The sequence below is a fragment of the Erythrobacter sp. JB2-19 genome, assembly GCF_057365005.1.
In genome coordinates this window covers 1811439-1827796 of record NZ_CP200290.1, presented here as the reverse complement: position 1 = coordinate 1827796, position 16358 = coordinate 1811439, and the positions used below count along the sequence as shown (strand labels likewise).

20 protein-coding genes, 1 tRNA gene and 1 pseudogene are annotated in these 16358 nt (G+C 58.3%); 16 read left to right on the top strand and 6 right to left on the bottom strand.

Annotation, left to right across the window (positions count from 1 at the left end; all coding sequences use genetic code 11):
• Positions 1 to 34 precede the first annotated feature (34 nt).
• The 6 genes from AC0V6O_RS08715 (at position 35) to AC0V6O_RS08690 (ending at position 3260) form a co-directional block, all read left to right on the top strand.
• Positions 35 to 424, top strand: a complete 390-nt coding sequence (locus AC0V6O_RS08715) for a YdbL family probable chaperone protein (RefSeq protein ID WP_486143271.1) — start codon at positions 35 to 37, stop codon at positions 422 to 424.
• Between the two features lie 214 nt (positions 425 to 638).
• Positions 639 to 971 carry an AtpZ/AtpI family protein gene (locus AC0V6O_RS08710; protein ID WP_472638885.1) on the top strand — a complete coding sequence of 111 codons (333 nt, stop codon included), beginning with the start codon at positions 639 to 641 and terminating at the stop codon, positions 969 to 971.
• A gap of 94 nt (positions 972 to 1065) precedes the next feature.
• Complete coding sequence (locus tag AC0V6O_RS08705) at positions 1066 to 1824, top strand: F0F1 ATP synthase subunit A (protein ID WP_486145568.1); 759 nt, start codon at positions 1066 to 1068, stop codon at positions 1822 to 1824.
• 45 nt (positions 1825 to 1869) lie between these two features.
• Positions 1870 to 2097: a F0F1 ATP synthase subunit C gene (locus AC0V6O_RS08700; RefSeq protein ID WP_027442220.1), complete on the top strand. Its 228-nt coding sequence runs from the start codon at positions 1870 to 1872 to the stop codon at positions 2095 to 2097.
• A gap of 100 nt (positions 2098 to 2197) precedes the next feature.
• Positions 2198 to 2692, top strand: a complete 495-nt coding sequence (locus AC0V6O_RS08695) for a F0F1 ATP synthase subunit B family protein (RefSeq protein ID WP_486143268.1) — start codon at positions 2198 to 2200, stop codon at positions 2690 to 2692.
• Entirely contained in the window at positions 2685 to 3260 is a 576-nt protein-coding gene (locus AC0V6O_RS08690) for a F0F1 ATP synthase subunit B family protein (protein WP_486143266.1), read from the top strand. The genes AC0V6O_RS08695 and AC0V6O_RS08690 overlap by 8 nt, the downstream gene beginning before the upstream one ends.
• Before the next feature lie 144 nt (positions 3261 to 3404).
• Here AC0V6O_RS08690 and AC0V6O_RS08685 read toward each other — a convergent pair whose 3' ends face one another.
• The 6 genes and pseudogenes from AC0V6O_RS08685 to aroA form a co-directional block, all read right to left on the bottom strand.
• Positions 3405 to 4397 (bottom strand): NADPH:quinone oxidoreductase family protein, encoded by a 993-nt coding sequence (locus AC0V6O_RS08685; RefSeq protein ID WP_486143264.1) that lies wholly within the window; start codon positions 4395 to 4397, stop codon positions 3405 to 3407.
• Between the two features lie 5 nt (positions 4398 to 4402).
• Positions 4403 to 5161 carry a hydroxyacylglutathione hydrolase gene (gene gloB, locus AC0V6O_RS08680; protein ID WP_486143262.1) on the bottom strand — a complete coding sequence of 253 codons (759 nt, stop codon included), beginning with the start codon at positions 5159 to 5161 and terminating at the stop codon, positions 4403 to 4405.
• A 129-nt stretch (positions 5162 to 5290) separates the two neighbouring features.
• A pseudogene (gene rpsA / locus AC0V6O_RS08675) lies at positions 5291 to 6999 on the bottom strand (30S ribosomal protein S1).
• Positions 7000 to 7334: 335 nt separating this feature from the next.
• A complete protein-coding gene (locus AC0V6O_RS08670) occupies positions 7335 to 7955 on the bottom strand; it encodes a (d)CMP kinase (RefSeq protein WP_486143260.1) in 621 nt (206 codons plus the stop codon).
• Positions 7952 to 8215, bottom strand: a complete 264-nt coding sequence (locus AC0V6O_RS08665) for a CBU_0592 family membrane protein (protein ID WP_486143258.1) — start codon at positions 8213 to 8215, stop codon at positions 7952 to 7954. The genes AC0V6O_RS08670 and AC0V6O_RS08665 overlap by 4 nt, the downstream gene beginning before the upstream one ends.
• On the bottom strand, positions 8212 to 9513 hold the full coding sequence (aroA, locus tag AC0V6O_RS08660) for a 3-phosphoshikimate 1-carboxyvinyltransferase (protein WP_486143256.1): 1302 nt from the start codon (positions 9511 to 9513) through the stop codon (positions 8212 to 8214). Before aroA ends, AC0V6O_RS08665 begins: the two co-directional genes overlap by 4 nt.
• Before the next feature lie 221 nt (positions 9514 to 9734).
• Here aroA and AC0V6O_RS08655 point away from each other — a divergent pair, with 221 nt between their 5' ends.
• The 10 genes from AC0V6O_RS08655 (at position 9735) to rplS (ending at position 16336) form a co-directional block, all read left to right on the top strand.
• The gene (locus AC0V6O_RS08655) at positions 9735 to 10076 is read left to right on the top strand and encodes a TIGR02300 family protein (protein WP_472638877.1); all 342 of its coding nucleotides are present in this window, start codon (positions 9735 to 9737) and stop codon (positions 10074 to 10076) included.
• 94 nt (positions 10077 to 10170) lie between these two features.
• Positions 10171 to 10246, top strand: a tRNA-Ala gene (locus tag AC0V6O_RS08650).
• 261 nt (positions 10247 to 10507) lie between these two features.
• A complete protein-coding gene (locus tag AC0V6O_RS08645) occupies positions 10508 to 10648 on the top strand; it encodes a hypothetical protein (RefSeq protein ID WP_486143254.1) in 141 nt (46 codons plus the stop codon).
• A complete protein-coding gene (gene ffh, locus AC0V6O_RS08640; RefSeq protein ID WP_486143252.1) occupies positions 10641 to 12137 on the top strand; it encodes a signal recognition particle protein in 1497 nt (498 codons plus the stop codon). The genes AC0V6O_RS08645 and ffh overlap by 8 nt, the downstream gene beginning before the upstream one ends.
• A 43-nt stretch (positions 12138 to 12180) precedes the next feature.
• Positions 12181 to 12771, top strand: coding sequence for a 30S ribosomal protein S16 (gene rpsP / locus AC0V6O_RS08635; RefSeq protein WP_486143250.1), 591 nt, complete (start codon positions 12181 to 12183; stop codon positions 12769 to 12771).
• A 96-nt stretch (positions 12772 to 12867) separates the two neighbouring features.
• Positions 12868 to 13386: a ribosome maturation factor RimM gene (gene rimM, locus AC0V6O_RS08630; RefSeq protein ID WP_486143248.1), complete on the top strand. Its 519-nt coding sequence runs from the start codon at positions 12868 to 12870 to the stop codon at positions 13384 to 13386.
• Positions 13387 to 13391: 5 nt separating this feature from the next.
• Positions 13392 to 13721 (top strand): hypothetical protein, encoded by a 330-nt coding sequence (locus AC0V6O_RS08625; protein ID WP_472638873.1) that lies wholly within the window; start codon positions 13392 to 13394, stop codon positions 13719 to 13721.
• A complete protein-coding gene (locus tag AC0V6O_RS08620) occupies positions 13718 to 14686 on the top strand; it encodes a carbon-nitrogen hydrolase family protein (protein ID WP_486143245.1) in 969 nt (322 codons plus the stop codon). The genes AC0V6O_RS08625 and AC0V6O_RS08620 overlap by 4 nt, the downstream gene beginning before the upstream one ends.
• Positions 14687 to 15104: 418 nt before the next feature.
• On the top strand, positions 15105 to 15971 hold the full coding sequence (trmD, locus tag AC0V6O_RS08615; protein ID WP_486143243.1) for a tRNA (guanosine(37)-N1)-methyltransferase TrmD: 867 nt from the start codon (positions 15105 to 15107) through the stop codon (positions 15969 to 15971).
• Positions 15968 to 16336, top strand: a complete 369-nt coding sequence (rplS, locus tag AC0V6O_RS08610; protein ID WP_486143241.1) for a 50S ribosomal protein L19 — start codon at positions 15968 to 15970, stop codon at positions 16334 to 16336. The genes trmD and rplS overlap by 4 nt, the downstream gene beginning before the upstream one ends.
• The last annotated feature ends 22 nt before the right edge of the window (positions 16337 to 16358 follow it).

Here is a 16358-nt window from a genome sequence, read left to right as displayed (position 1 = left end):
TTCGTACTTACCGCAAAGCAGGAGGAATAAGAGAATGACAAATATGCGCAAAACTTTGCTCGCTGCCGCTGCTGCGACTGTCGCATTCACTGGCTTTCATGGGTCCGCTCAGGCTCAGCGTGATCCGGCCTATGCCGCTGCGCGCGCCAATGGCAGCATCGGTGAGAAGCGCGATGGCTATCTTGGTGTGGCCGGGGCTGAGACGGCTGAGCTTCGTCGATTGGTCAATGATATCAATATTAAACGCCGCGCTGTTTATGCGCAGCGTGCACAGGCGGCCAATGCGACGCTTGACGAATACGCCTTCACCGCCGGTTGCCAGGCGATCCTGCGGACGACCGCTGGTGAGAAGTATCAGGCGCCTGATGGCACGTGGCAAACTCGCACAGATGCGGCGCCACTGCGCGATCCGCGCTGCCCGTAATTCGGCCCAATATCCGCCAATAGCCAAAGCGCAGGTTGCTGTTCTCCCACGGCGACTTGCGCTTTGCGCAACGGCTATCGCTATAATTGCTTGCTAGGTTGGCCGTTTGATTGTGACTGGCGGTTGACTTGGATATGCCCCCTTCTAAGGGGTGCGCGCCCTTGGCGGACACCTTGTGGCGCGTGTTTTGGCGTCCAACCTTTAGGAAGCTGACATGAGCGATAAGAAGTCCGCACAGGAACCCATCGCCGAGGATGCGCGTATCGATGCACTCGAGGAGCGGCTGAAAGCTGCCAACGAGCGCGAAGAGGAACGCAACCGGCCTCGGGTATCAGGCACTGATGCGAATTATCGCAGCGGTAACCGGGTGCTCGCAGACCTCCTTGGCGGGATTCTTGGCGGCGCAGTGATTGGCTGGACGATTGATTATTTCGCCGACACTTCGCCCGCGGGTCTGTTGATAATGATGGCCTTCGGGATCATCGTTGCCTTCAGGAACATTATTCGAGCGGCGAACACTCGCCCCGATGACACTGACGAGGGCTAAAGTGCCTGAATTTGGGATCATCAGTTGGGGCGCGTTTCTTACAAGGTTTAAGGACTAAGAGATCGTGGCAGCCGAGGCAGGCAAAGTCGATCCGATGAAGCAATTCCAGCTCGAGCCAATGTTTGGTTCGTCGGGCTGGGAGATTGCTGGAATCAACATCGCATTCACCAATTCCGCATTCTGGATGGCCATCACAACGGTCCTGATCTGGGCATTTGTGTTCGGCGGCATGAAGCGCCAGTTGGTGCCAGGTCGTTGGCAGATGGCGGTTGAAACCTTTACCGGTTTCATCGACGACATGCTGGAGGCAAACATTGGCAAGGCAGGGCGCAAATATGTGCCTTATGTCTTCAGCCTGTTCATGTTCATTCTGTTCGCGAACTTGCTCGGCCTGCTGCCGATCGGCCTGTTGGGTCTGCACCCATTCACCTTTACCAGCCACTTCACCGTCACCGGTGTGCTCGCCATCATCAGCTTCTCGATCGTTCTGGTCGTCGGCTTTTGGAAGCACGGCATCAAATTCTTCACGCTGTTCGTGCCGCATGGCACGCCAGTGCCGATGATCCTGCCGATTGCGCTGATTGAATTCTTCTCATTCCTCATCCGCCCATTCAGCCTCGCACTGCGGTTGTTCGTGGCGATGATGGCCGGGCACGTTCTGTTGAAAGTGCTCTCAAGCTTCGTGATCGACGGCGTGAACGCTGGCGTTGGCATCGGCCTGATGGTCAGCCTGCCAAGCTTTGCTCTGATGGTCGCGATCAGCGCTCTGGAAATTCTCGTAGCCGGAATTCAGGCCTACGTGTTCGCTCTTCTGACGTCGCTTTATATCAACGACGCAGAACACCTTCACTGAGTTTATCTCTCTAATTTATATATTTGATCCCAAGGAGTTTTTCACATGGAAGCAGAAGCAGCTAAGCTCGTAGGCGCAGGCCTTGCAGCAATCGGTGCCGGCATGGCCGCAATTGGTGTTGGTAACGTGTTCGGTTCGTTCCTCGAATCCGCACTTCGCAACCCTGGCGCAGCAGACGGCCAGCAAGGTCGCCTGTTCATCGGCTTCGCCGCGGCTGAGCTTCTCGGCCTGCTGGCATTTGTTGTTGCGATGATCCTGATCTTCGTTGCCTAACAGCAATTTTGGTATCCCGGCCTGCTGAACTGCGGGCTGGGCCACCCAAATTTCTATCGACGACGTTTAAGATCCACTTCACAGGTTTCGGACCGCTCTCATGCCTCAGATAGCCCAATTAGCCGAGTTCTACTCCAGCCAGATTTTCTGGTCGCTGGTGTTTTTCGGCCTGACATTCTTCGTCATCGGACGCGGGATGGTGCCCAAAGTGATGGGAACGGTCGAACTGCGTGACAATCAGATCGCTGACGATCTGGCTGCGGCGCAGGCCGCTCGTGACGCGGCGGACGAGCAAGAGGAAGCATGGCGCAAGCGCGAGAATGAAAATCGCGCCGCTGCTCAGGCAACCATTGCTGAGGCCAAAACCAAGGCTGCGGCCAAAACCGAAGCCACTCTGGCAAAGGCGCAGACGAAGATCGATGCAAAGCTGGAAGCAGCGGGAGCGGCGATCTCTGAGGCCCGCACCAGCGCCATGGCTGAGGTTGAAACCGTCGCTGCTGAAGCAACGCAAGACATTGTCTCCCGCCTTGCCGGAGCCAAAGTCGACAAACGCACCGCGCGTTCTGCGGTGAAGAAAGCGCTCGTCAATGGCTGATCTCATGTCACTCTTGGTTGCCGCCGGCAACGCCACTGAAAGCATGTTGGCGACAGATGAGGCGGGTTCGGTCTACCTTAAGGATGAACCATCAGCGCTGTTCCTTCAGGATTACCAATGGGTTTCGCTGGCTATGCTGGTGCTGATCCTGATCTTCGTTTGGAAGAAAGTTCCAAGCCTGATCACGGGCGGGCTGGATAAGAAGATCGCAGAAATCAAGCAGCAGCTTGACGAAGCCAAGAGCTTGCGCGCCGAGGCAGAGGCTCTGCGCGACGAATATGCCACCAAGATCGCTGGCGCTGAAAAAGATGCCGAAGCGATGATGGAAGGCGCGACCCGCGAGGCGGACGCTATCCTTGCCAAGGCCAAGGAAGACGGCGCGGCTATGGTCGCTCGCCGTCAGCGTATGGCTGAAGATAAGATCGCTGCTGCTGAACGCGATGCGGTTGAGGAAGTTCGCAGCAGCGCGGTTGACGCCGCTGCCGCTGCTTCGCGTAAGATTATCGCTGATAAGCATAACGCCGACGCCGACCGTACGCTGGCCGACGAGGTAATCTCGGCGATCTAAGTGCTGGCCTACCGTGGATTATGAAGAGGCGGCTCGATTGGGCCGCCTTCTTCATGTTCGTGAACCCTCGCGCAGGCGGGGGTCTCTAATGGGCAAAGCGCAGACTCGATACAGATATTTGCCTCCAGGGTGACTTTCGTATGGCTAGCCGACCGGCTCAAACACCACTTTGCCCACCAGCTTGCGGTTTGCCATCGCCTCAAAACCTTCACGCCAGCGGGACAAGGGCAGGATGCGGTCGATGGCGGGAGCTATCCGGCCCTCAGAAGCCAGCTGTGCGATGGCGGCATTGATTGCGCGACCCCGCTCAGGAAAGCGGCGCGCATATTCGCCAGCGCGTAGGCCGACAATGGAGAAGCCCTTGATCAGCGGAATATTGGTCGCGACCTCTGCGATCCGCCCGCTGGTGAAGCCAACAATCACCAGTTTTCCGGCGAAGCTGACGCAGCGGGTGCTTTCATCAAACACATCACCGCCAACCGGATCGAATACAATATCACACAGCTTTCCGCCGGTAATCTCTGACACTTGCTCTCGGAAGCGCCCCTCGGCCAGGATCACAGCATCGGGCTGATAGAGCGCGGCGATCCGCTCTCGCTTGGAATCGACACCGGTTGTGGCGATCACTTTCGCGCCGAAGGCCTTGGCGAGATCCACAGCGGCCAGACCGACACCGCCGCTTGCTCCGTGCACCAGCACCCATTTTTCGCCGCTAGCGCCGTCTAACAGCCCGCACAGCTCCACTAGGCCGGTGTAGGTCGTCGAGTAAGCCGCGCCCATGGCTGCACCTTCAGCGAAGCTTACGTTGGCGGGAAGGAGGGATAGGCCGCGTGCAGGGATGCTTGCGAGTTCGGCAAAGGCGCCCGTTTTGTTTCCGCCCATCACTCTGTCGCCGGGGGCAAAGCCGCTGTCCGGCTCTGCCTCAATCACTTCTCCGGCTAGCTCCAGCCCGCTGACAAAGGGTGGCTGTGGTTTGAATTGGTACTCACCACGCGTCATCAACAAATCGGGAAAGTTGAGCGATGCGGCGCGTACCCGCAGCAAAACCTCGCCATCGCTGCGCACAGGCTCTGGCGCGTCCATCAGCGCCACCCCTGACAGATCGCTTGATAGCGTTTCGACTGTGAGCGCCTGCATCGGGTTTAGAAATTATCCTTGGCGCTGCGCAGCGCGGCAAAGGTCTCGTGCGGCTCGTTGCCGCCCCATTTCGCCATCATCGCTGGATCATCCGCGCGCAGGAATGGGTTCGTCGCAAGCTCGCGTTTCAGGACGGTGGGCACGGTTGCCTCACCGCGAGCGCGCTTGTCTTTGATCTCGGCCACGTAGTCGTGCAGCGCCGCATTGTCCGGGTCGGCGTGCAGCGCGAACTTGGCATTCGCCTCAGTGTATTCATGCGCGCAGTAGAGCGTTGTCTCGGTCGACATGCGCCGAATCCGATCTAGGCTGGTCCAGAATTGCTTCGGCTCGCCTTCGAACATCCGTCCGCAGCCGAGCGCAAACACGGCATCGCCCACGAAGGCAACGCCTTCCTCAACGATGTGGTAAGCGATATGGCCATTGGTGTGGCCGGAAACGTCGATGATCTCTGCACGGTGTTCGCCCAGATTGACGCTATCACCATGCGAAACAACCCGGTCGATGGGGGAGAGTTTCTCCACCTCCTTTGGTGCAAGCACGCGTGCACCGGTCGCCTCAACGATTTCTGTGTTCCCGCCAGCGTGATCTGGATGCCAATGAGTGTTCCAGATGTGAGTGATTGTCCAACCCATCGCCTCTGCCTGGCGCAGATATTCCTTCGCATCAGGCGTATCGATTGCGGCGGTCTCGCCAGTCACAGAATTGTGCACGAGGAAACCGTAATTGTCGGACAGGCAGGGGAACTGGTGGATTTGGATCGTCATCTCGGGTCTCTCAAAGGGGATTGCACGCTAACGATACGCCTCTCATGCGCGCGATGGAAGCACCAATGAAAAGGCCCACCCACTCATTCGAGCAGGCGGGCCGTTTCTTTGCCTAATTGGCTGTCTGACTTAATCGTCTGACTTCTTCAGAGCTTCGCCAAGGATGTCGCCGAGTGAAGCGCCGCTGTCGGATGAACCGAACTGTGCAACCGCTTCCTTCTCTTCGGAGATTTGACGCGCTTTGATCGAGAAGTTTGGCTTCTTCGAACGGTCAAACCCAGTGACCATGGCGTCAACCTTGCTGCCGGTCTGGAAGCGATCAGGGCGTTGCTCGTCGCGGTCGCGACCGAGATCCGAACGCTTGATAAAGCCGGTCGCGCCGTCGTCGCCAACCTGTACTTCGAGGCCGCCATCGCGAACTTCGAGAACAGTGACAGTAACAGTTTGGCCCTTGCGCAGTGTTTCTGCACCAGCAGCGCCATCTGCGGTTGGAGCACCTTTTCGAGCTGCTTCATGCCAAGGCTGATGCGCTCTTTCTCAACGTCAACGTCAAGAACGATGGCTTTGACTTCTTCACCCTTGCGGTGGAGCGCCAAGGCGTCTTCGCCAGAGATGCCCCAAGCAATGTCGGACATGTGAACCATGCCGTCGACGTCGCCGTCGAGGCCAACGAACAGACCGAATTCGGTTGCGTTCTTGACTTCGCCTTCGACGATTGTGCCAACTGGGTGCTTCTCAGCGAATTCGTCCCAAGGGTTGCCTTGAGCTTGCTTGAGACCGAGCGAGATGCGGCGCTTGTCGCTGTCTACTTCCAGGACCAGCACGTCGACTTCTTGCGAAGTGCTGACGATCTTGCCTGGGTGAACGTTCTTCTTCGTCCAGCTCATTTCAGAGACGTGGACCAGACCTTCGATGCCTGGCTCCAGCTCAACAAATGCACCGTATTCGGTGATGTTGGTGACGGTGCCAGAGAGTTTCGCGCCCATTGGGTACTTGGCTGCAACGCCGTCCCATGGATCGCTTTCCAGTTGCTTCATGCCAAGGCTGATGCGCTGAGTTTCTGAGTTGATGCGAACGATCTGAACCTTCACGGTGTCACCGATATTGATGACTTCGCTTGGGTGATTGACGCGCTTGTAGCTCATGTCGGTAACGTGCAGCAGGCCGTCGATACCGCCGAGGTCGACGAATGCGCCGTAATCGGTGATGTTCTTGACGACGCCATCGATAACCTGACCTTCGGCCAGCTTGTCGATCAGCTCGCTGCGCTGTTCAGCGCGGGTTTCTTCGAGGACAGCGCGGCGTGATACCACGATGTTGCCGCGGCGACGGTCCATCTTAAGCAGTTGGAACGGCTGAGGCACTTCCATCAGCGGGGTAACGTCGCGCACTGGGCGGATGTCGACCTGGCTGCCAGGAAGAAAGGCTACGGCGCCGTCTAGATCGACGGTGAAGCCACCCTTGACGCGTCCAAAGATCCGGCCTTCGACGCGCTTGCCTTCGCCAAATTCGTTTTCGAGCTTATCCCAAGCGGCTTCGCGGCGGGCGCGGTCGCGGCTGAGCATGGCTTCGCCATCGGCGTTTTCAACGCGGTCGACATACACTTCAACCTCTGAACCAACGCTAAGGCCGTGGTCGTCATCACCGCGAGAGAATTCTTTGAGTCCGACGCGGCCTTCTGATTTGAGGCCCACATCGATGATAGCCATACCGTTCTCGATGGCTGTTACGGTGCCTTTTACAACGCGGCCTTCAAAGCCGCCGTCGTCTGCACCGCCGAGTTGTTCGTTAAGAAGCGCTTCGAAATCGTCGCGCGAAGGGTTGGGCGAAGTCGCCATAGGTCAGGAAATCCTGTTTACGTTTGCTACCGGCCACCGGTTTTTCCGGGGTCTTAAACCGTCTCTGAGCACCATTGCTCAGCCTAACGGGGCAAGAGGGCCGTAATCCGCATGAGGCCGAATGCGTTCATGCGGGTTCGAAACAATCTGGTGTGATTGGGTGAACGGGGGCGCGCTTAGGCGAAGGGCGGTGCAAATGCAAGGATTTTGCAGGGGCGAAACGGCATGCAGTGCCGCAAGGGCGCCCGCCTGCCCGCCCGCAGCGATGCGACCTTCAGGTCGCGTGAGCGAGGAAAACCGAGCGAACGGATGTGAACGCTGGCGCTTGAAGCCGATCAAGTAAGATACTCTTCGACGGCTTGTATCACCGCAGCGATCGCTTCCTCTTTGCCGAGTGCAGTGGTGTCGATCACCATTGCATCGGGCGCAGCCTTTAGCGGGGCGTCCTTGCGGCCAATATCGCGGTTGTCGCGGGCGATGATGTCTTGCTCAATCTCTGCGAGCGGGATGTCGATTTCGCGTCCGGTCATCTCCAGCCAACGTCGGCGCGCGCGCTCGGTCGCGCTGGCGGTGATATAGAGCTTAATCGGGGCGTCCGGCGCAATCACGGTGCCGATGTCTCGGCCATCCAGCACCGCGCCACCTTCCTGCGTCGCAAAGGCGCGCTGGCGCGCGAACAGCGCCTCGCGGACCTGCGGATGGATTGAGACACGGCTTGCAAGCCCGCCGGTTTCCTCGCTGCGCAATTGCTCATCGGCCAGCAGGGTATCAGGAAATTCGCAGGCGGCCAGAGCGTCTGCGGGGTCATCGGGATTGCCCTGATTGATCGCAACTTGCCGGCCAACCGCGCGGTAGAGCAGGCCCGTGTCGAGATGCGGCAGGCCGAAATGCGCCGCCAGTGCTATGGCAATGGTGCCTTTGCCAGAGGCGGTGGGGCCATCAACGGCGATGATCATGATGCGGACTTACTCTTCATCCTCAGCGCCTTCACCAGTCCAAATATCGCGATCGCCGCCCAGAAGCCCTCCAGCACTAGGCTGGGCCAATTGGTGTGGACGAGCAGGCTGATCGTCAGCAGCGCAGCCCCGGTCAGGTTCGTGCCGTGCAGGATAAACGGGTTCGGCTTATCCTTGACCGTCAGATAGGCATAGGCGGCGATGATGCAGGCCGTGCCGACAAAGCCGATGATCGAAAAGATATCGAGAGGGATGTTCAACGTGCTGCTCCTGTCAGCAAGTCCATAAAGCTGGGGAAACTGGTGCCGATGGGTGAGGTGTCGTCCACAGTCACGCCGCCCGCGCTGGCGAGGCCCGCGACCGCCATACTCATTGCGATACGGTGATCGAGATGCGTGGTGACCGTTTGGCCCTCAGTTGTGCCGGGGAGTGGCTCTCCGCCAGTGCCATGGATCACTAGGCCATCCTGTTCTTCTTTCACGCTTGCTCCGGCCAAGGTGAGCGCAGCGGCCATCGCCGACAGCCGGTCACTTTCTTTCACGCGCAATTCTTCAAGCCCGCTGGTGCGTGTGGTGCCCTTTGCCAGCGATGCGGCGACAAACAGGACGGGAAACTCGTCGATCATGCTCGGTGCGATTGCCGGATAAACATCAATTCCGCTCAATTGAGAATGGCGCACACGCAGATCGGCAACAGGCTCTCCGCCAACTTCGCGCGGGTTCACCTCTTCGATGGAGCCGCCCATTTCACGTAGCACTTGCACCAGGCCAGCGCGGGTCGGGTTGAGGCCGACATTCTCGATCAGCAGATCACTGCCCGGAACGATCAGAGCCGCAACCATAAAGAACGCAGCGGACGAGGGGTCTCCTGGCACGGTAACGTGCTGCGGTTTCAAATCAGCTTCGCCGTGAATGCGAATGACGCGCGCGCCATCGGTCTGCTCCTCCACGTCCAGCTTCGCGCCAAAGCCTTTCAGCATGCGCTCGGTGTGGTCGCGGGTGGGCACTGACTCGATCACAGTGGTGATGCCCGGTGTGTTGAGACCCGCGAGCAGAACCGCGCTTTTTACTTGGGCGCTGGCCACCGGCAGGGTGTATTCAATCGGCACAGCGGGTAGGGCGCCCCGCATCATCAGCGGCAGAGTGCCGCCTTTGGAGCTTTCGAAGCTCGCGCCCATCAAGCTCAGCGGATCAATCACGCGGCCCATGGGCCGGCCCGACAGGCTGGCGTCGCCAGTAAATGTCGCTTTGATCCCGTGGCTGGCGACGATTCCCATCAGCAGGCGGGTCGAAGTGCCTGAATTGCCCATATCGAGCGCTTCGCTAGGCTCCAGCAATCCGCCAACGCCAACGCCGTTGATTTGCCAAGTGACATTACCATAACCGTCGTCATCGCGGGTAATCTGTGCGCCCATCGCCCGCATCGCAGCGGCCGTGGCCATCACATCCTCACCCTCCAGCAGGCCGGTTGCGGTGCTTGTTCCCACGGCAAGAGCGGAAAACATCAAGGCACGGTGGCTGATCGACTTGTCGCCGGGCACGCGCAGATTTCCGCGCAAAGGACCAAGAGGGGCAAAGGTGTGAGCAGGCAAGATGCGGCTTTCTGAAAAATATAGGCGATGAAATCAGCGCGGCGTCTTTGACAGTCACCCACGCATCTGGCAAGGCGCGCCGACTTTGGAGCGGGGCTCTTGAACTACATCTCAATCGGCCCCACAAACCACACCATATTTTTGCCCGCGCCAATCGCGGCCCGCGGCGTTAACTCGAGGATTAATTGATGGCGAAGCCAGAATGGGGCACCAAGCGTTCTTGTCCCAAATGCGGAGAGCGCTTTTACGATCTCGGCAATGATGAGCCGGTCACCTGCATTGAATGCGGTGAGACTTGGAACCCTGAGCCCGTGCTTAAGACCAAGCAGCCAATTCCATTTGAAGCGGATGACAAGAAGAAGGATGGCGAAGCCGATACCGATCTAGGCGGTGACGATGATGATGAGCTGAAAGACATCGAGAACATCGATGACGGCGAAGATTCACCGGACAATGACGTTGATCTGGGCGGCGATGATGATCTTGGCGTGTCCAAGGGCAAAGGCGACGAGGAAGATCACGAGAATTAAGGCTTGCCTTTCGAGGGGGTAGCCCATAATGGGCTGCCTCCTTGCGAAAGCGAGGCACTGGTCTTATTTCAATAGGCCAGACACATCGATGATAGGGGCCTTAGCTCAGCTGGGAGAGCGCAACACTGGCAGTGTTGAGGTCAGCGGTTCGATCCCGCTAGGCTCCACCATCGAACCGGATATGTTGGTATCCGGCCATTACCGGGCTGCAAAGAGCAGCTCCCATGCGCTTCCGGTGCTCACGATCTTTATGATCGCTGCGCTCCGGTTCTCGGGAGCCACCTTTTCGCTGAGGTACTGACCGAATATCAACACACCCGGATACATGGGTAAAATTGGGGCATATCCCCGCGCTGGCCAACGAGGTTTCGTTCGCCGGCGTTTTTTGCGTTTAGTTCTCGCCGTGCGCGGCAAGTGAGGAGTTGAAGAGGATGTTTGACAATTTGTCCGACCGCCTTGGCGGGGTCTTCGATCGGCTCAGCGGAGCGTTTCCAGCAAAAGTGGGGACCGGTTTTGCGGTTCGGAAACGCGATCAGATGGAACGCAAGCAAGGAGCATGCGGCAATGTTTGACAATTTGTCCGACCGCCTTGGTGGGGTTTTTGATCGGCTTAAGGGTCGCGGCGCGCTCAAAGAACAAGACGTGCGCGATGCAATGCGCGAGGTCCGCGTGGCTTTGCTCGAGGCCGACGTGGCATTGCCCGTGGCGCGGCGGTTTATCGATGCAGTGACGGAAAAGGCCGTTGGCCAAGACGTTCTGAAATCGGTCACCCCCGGCCAGCAAGTCGTCAAGATCGTCCATGACGAGCTGGTCGACATGCTTGGCGGGCCAGAGACCGAAGGCCTGATTTTAGAGGCGAAGCCGCCGGTTGTGATCATGATGGTCGGTCTTCAGGGCTCTGGTAAGACGACGACCACTGCGAAACTCGCAAAGCTGATCAAGGAAAAGCACGGCAAGAAGGCCATGATGGCCTCGCTCGACGTTAACCGCCCGGCTGCTCAGGAGCAGCTGGCGGTGCTGGGTGAGCAGGTCGAAACTGCGACCTTGCCGATCGTCGCTGGTCAGCAGCCGGTGGACATCGCACGCCGTGCAATGGAGGCCGCGCGGCTTCAGAATTTCGACGTGCTGCTGCTCGATACCGCAGGCCGCCTGCATGTTGATGAAGCTCTGATGGCCGAAATGAAGGCCGTTTCCAGCGTTTCTGAGCCAACCGAAGTGCTGCTCGTGGTTGACAGCTTGACCGGGCAAGACGCTGTAAACGTTGCGCAAAGCTTCAGCGGTGAAGTGCCACTGACCGGCGTAGTGCTCACCCGGATGGACGGCGATGCACGCGGCGGCGCGGCACTTTCGATGCGCGCGGTGACGGGCAAGCCGATCAAGTTTGCGGGTACGGGCGAGAAGCTCGACGCGATTGAAGCCTTCCGCGCAGGTAGCGTCGCTGACCGCATTCTGGGCATGGGCGATGTCGTCAGCTTGGTCGAAAAAGCCGCTGCGACGATCAAGGAAGAAGATGCTGAGCTGCTCGCCAAGCGTATGTCAAAGGGGCAATTCGACCTCAATGATCTACGTATGCAATTGCAGCAAATGCAAAGCATGGGTGGCCTCGGCATGCTGGCGGGGATGATGCCGGGCATGAAGAAGGCGAAGGCGGCGATGGCCGCCGCCGATATGGACGACAAAGTGCTGCTCCATATGGATGCGATCATTGGTTCAATGACGGCCAAGGAACGCGCCAATCCCGCGTTGATGAACGCCAAGCGTAAGCGCCGCGTTGCTGCGGGCAGCGGCACCGAAGTTCCGCAGGTCAACAAGGTGTTGAAAATGCACCAGGAAATGGGTCGCGCGATGAAACAGATTAAGAAAATGGGCGGGCTGAAAGGCCTCGCATCCATGTTTGGCGGAGGCGGTGGAATGGGCGGCCTACCCGGCATGGGCGGCGGTGCTCCCGGTGGCCCTGGTGGTTTGCCAGGGCTGGGCGGTCCGGGCAGTGGATCCGGCGCTCCGGGTGTTGATCCGAACACGCTGCCCCCTGAATTACGCGACATGTTGAATAAGAAGTAATTTTAAACGATTTCAATAATTTGAGACTGGAAAGGTATCTATAATGGCAATTGCACTGAGGCTCTCGCGCGGTGGCGCAAAGAAGCGTCCTTATTACCGGATCGTTGCGGCAGACAGTCGCGCACCACGCGATGGTAAGTATCTGGAGCAAATCGGGATTTACAACCCGCTGCTCGCCAAGGACGACGAAGGCCGAGTAAAGCTTAACGAAGACCGTGCGAAATATTGGCTCGGCGTTGGCGCGCAGCCATCCGACCGGGTCGCGCGTTTCCTCGATGCTGCTGGCATCCGTGAGCGTGAAGCTCGCAACAACCCCAACAAAGCGAAGCCGGGCGAGAAAGCGACCGAACGCGCTGAAGAGAAGGCTGAAAAGGCTGCTGCCGCTAAGGAAGCGGAAGAAGAGGCGAAGAACGCCGCTGCAGAAGAGGCAAAGGCTGCTGCAGAAGCACCAGCAGAAGAGCCTGCTGCGGAAGAAGCGCCTGCTGAAGAAGCTGCTCCAGAAGCTCCTGCTGAGGAAGCACCAGCCGAAGAAGCGCCAGCCGAAGAAGCGCCAGCCGAAGAAGCGCCAGCTGAAGAGCCTGTTGCTGAAGAAACACCAGCGGAAGACGCTGGCGAAGAAAAGTCTGAAGGCTAAAGTGACGCGTTGTTTCCCCGTTCGTCTTGAGCATGTCGAAGGGCGAATGGGGGAGCAGCTCGTACTTCGACAAGCTCAGCACGAGCGGTTGCGAGCATGACAAGTCAACAGCAGATCGAGTTGGCCGCCATTACTGGCGCGCATGGCGTGGCGGGCGAAGTTCGGCTGAAACTGTTTGGCGAGGGCGTGGAAGCGCTCTCGCAGCACAAGAGTTTCGTCGCCGGCAAAGACGGGCGTGTCCTGACGCTCAAGAAAATCCGCTCCGACAATAAAGGCGGGGCGGTCGCCCGTTTCGCCGAAGTGGCTGGGCGCAATGATGCGGAGAAATTGCGCGGAACCGTGCTGATGGTGCCGCGAGAGGCTCTGCCAGACCTTGCCGAGGGTGAGTTCTACCACGCTGACCTTATCGGCCTCGACGCCGTAACGGACGCGGGAGAGCGCGTGGGCACTGTCGTGGCGGTCGAGAATTTCGGCGCAACCGATGTTATCGAGATCGTGCGCGAACCGCCGCCTGAGAAAGGCACCAAGACTTTTATGGTGCCGCTGATCGATGCGGCAGTGATCGAATGGGATACAAGCAGGCTTGTGATCGCGGCCGATTTCGCTGAAGGCTGATCAGCATGATAATCGAAATTGCAGTCACGATTTTTGCCTTGATCGTCTTTGTAGCAATGTCGACGCTGGGTTCGGTTTTGCTTGTGCGCTTCTTTATGACCAAAGCTGACACTGCTGCCCGGACGTTTGCGGCAGCATTCTTTGGACCGGGAATTCTTCTGTTCCCCGTGATTGGCTTGGCGCTTGTCGGTGACGGTGATGACGTGTTTGCTGGAGTTATCGGGCTTGCAATCCTGCTCCTCTTGTTTTTCGCGGTTATAGGCTATCCCACAGCCCACTTCGCTACGCGCAAGCTTGATCGTCTTACTAAATTTAATCCGGAAACCTTTGAATGACCAAACTCCCCGTCGCTATTTGCCAAGCTGCACCGATCCCCTTAGCGATTGGAGCGGGCATCACAAAGGCCGCCGAACTCGCTGAAAAGGCGATCAAAGACGGTGCGAAGCTGGTCGCCTTTGGTGAGACATTCTTAGGAGGTTATCCGCTGTGGCTGGATGAGTCCCCCGGCGCCGCACTATGGGACCATCCGGGCACGCGCGCATGCCATGCTATCATGCTGGAAAATGCGATTGTTGCAAATGATGAGCGGCTGCTGCCGTTGCAGGAGCTGTGCGATGCGCATGACGCCTGCATCTCTATCGGCGCGCATGAGCGGGTGCGCTCCAGCCTCTACAACAATCAGTTGATGCTTCGCCCTGGTCAGGCTCCGCTGGACCACCGTAAGCTGGTGCCAACGCATGGCGAACGCCTGATCTGGATGCGCGGGGATGGCTCCACCCTGGGCGTGCATCAGGCGGAATGGGGCAAGGTTGGCAATCTGATCTGCTGGGAGCATTGGATGCCGCTAGCGCGCGCGGCGATGCACAATCTCGGCGAAGCGGTGCATGTTGCCGCGTGGCCGACCGTGCGCGAGGAATATGCGCTCAATTCGCGCCATTACGCGTTTGAGGGCCGCTGCTTCGTGCTCGCTGCGGGTCTGGTGCAGCAGAAGGCGGACCTGTTTGAGGGCCTGGAGCTTGCGGAAACCGGCAATGCCGATGTGGGCGCCGCCCGAGAGCTGATCGAAGCGATTGGTAGCGACGTGCTGAATCGCGGTGGCAGCTTTATCGCCGCCCCCGATGCGCGCGTGCTGGCACAAGCGGGCGAGGCCGAAGAGACGCTCCACGCGGAGCTTAACCTGTCAGAGATCGGCGCGAATTTGACGAGCCTCGACACCGATGGCCATTACTCACGTCCGGACGTGTTTGAGCTTAGTGTGGATACGCGGGCAAAGGATGGGGTGAATTGGTCAAATGAGTGACCCAATTTCAGAGCGAAATCCTGTTCCACCTTCGGCTCACCGGGTGTCAAACGGTTCGAGTGCTATCGAAGCTGCAATGCCATATGTTATTGTTTATGGGATAGCAGCATTGGTTGTTGGAGCACTTTCGCTTGCGTTTGGGTGGCTGATGCTCCGGCATGTCCATTCCGAAAATCACAAAAGACGGTTTTGGATCGCGGTCCTCGCGCCCCCGATAATCCTCACAATCAGTTTCTATGGATTGTTGGCAGTCTCAGTTCAGCAGGGTAAAATGCAACATATCTTGGACGCTCCGCTCAGCGTGCATTTGCTTTGTCCCTTCGTTTTCGTGGTTTCATGGGCGGTTGTGGCTTGCTGCAATCGCTGGATTAGTAAGCGCAAACTTAGAACCGTGAGTTTGGCTTTCGACTAGAAAACCATGACCTTCGCCGCGCAAATCCTCACCCTCTATCCAGAGATGTTTCCCGGCCCGCTTGGTGCGAGTCTGGCGGGAAAGGCCATGGCCGAGGGAAAGTGGTCGTGTGACACGGTGCAAATCCGCGATTTTGCGCTTGATAAGCACAAGAATGTCGACAGTCCGCCGGCTGGCGGGGGCGCGGGCATGGTGTTGAAATGTGATGTGCTTGCTGGAGCGGTGGATTATGCAGAAGCGCAGGCAGCAAAGTACCTGGCCGCTCGTACTTCGACAGGCTCAGCACGAACGGATTTAGAGAACCCAACCTATCAAGAAACCGTTCGCCCTGAGCTTGTCGAAGGGTCCAACGAACGGTTAGTTTCACAAATCCCAATCCTGGCCATGACGCCGCGCGGCAAGCCCATCACTCAGGCGCGCATCCGCGAGATCGCAGCCGGGCCCGGCGTCACTCTGCTGTGCGGGCGGTTTGAAGGCTTTGACGAGCGCATTTTCGAGGCTCGGCCTCAGATTGAGCAGGTCAGCCTGGCCGATATCGTCTTATCGGGCGGAGAAATGGCCGCGCTGACCATACTTGATGCTTGCATTCGGCTGCTTCCCGGCGTAATGGGCGCGCCTTCAAGCGGTGCTGAAGAGAGCTTTGAAGAAGGCCTCCTTGAGTATCCGCACTACACCCGACCTCAAGAATGGGAAGGGCGCACGATCCCCGAAGTGCTGCGATCGGGGGATCATGCGAAGATCGCCGCTTGGCGCAAAGCCATGTCGGAAGATCATACTCGGTTACGCAGGCCGGATCTATGGGAGCGTCATGAGGATGCTCGGGTCCAGTCTGCCTCTGGCGCGCGGCAAAAAGATAAAGGAACGGACCAGTGAACCTGATCCAGCAAATCGAAGCCGAAGAAATCGGCAAAGTGACCAAAGAAATTCCTGAGTTTCAGGCCGGAGACACCGTGCGTGTCGGCGTGAAAGTCACCGAGGGTAGCCGCGAGCGTATCCAGAACTTTGAAGGCGTTGTCATCGCGCGGTCGAACCGCAGCATCAACAGCAATTTCACCGTGCGCAAAATGAGCTTTGGCGAAGGTGTGGAACGTGTGTTCCCACTCTACGCGCCAATCGTCGACAGCATCACCGTGGTTCGCCGCGGCGTTGTGCGCCGTGCGAAGCTTTACTATCTGCGCGGCCGCACCGGTAAGCGGGCTCGTATTGCTGAGCGCCGTGAGAATGCGCCAAAGACGTAAGTCTCATACCGAGAGATTTGAA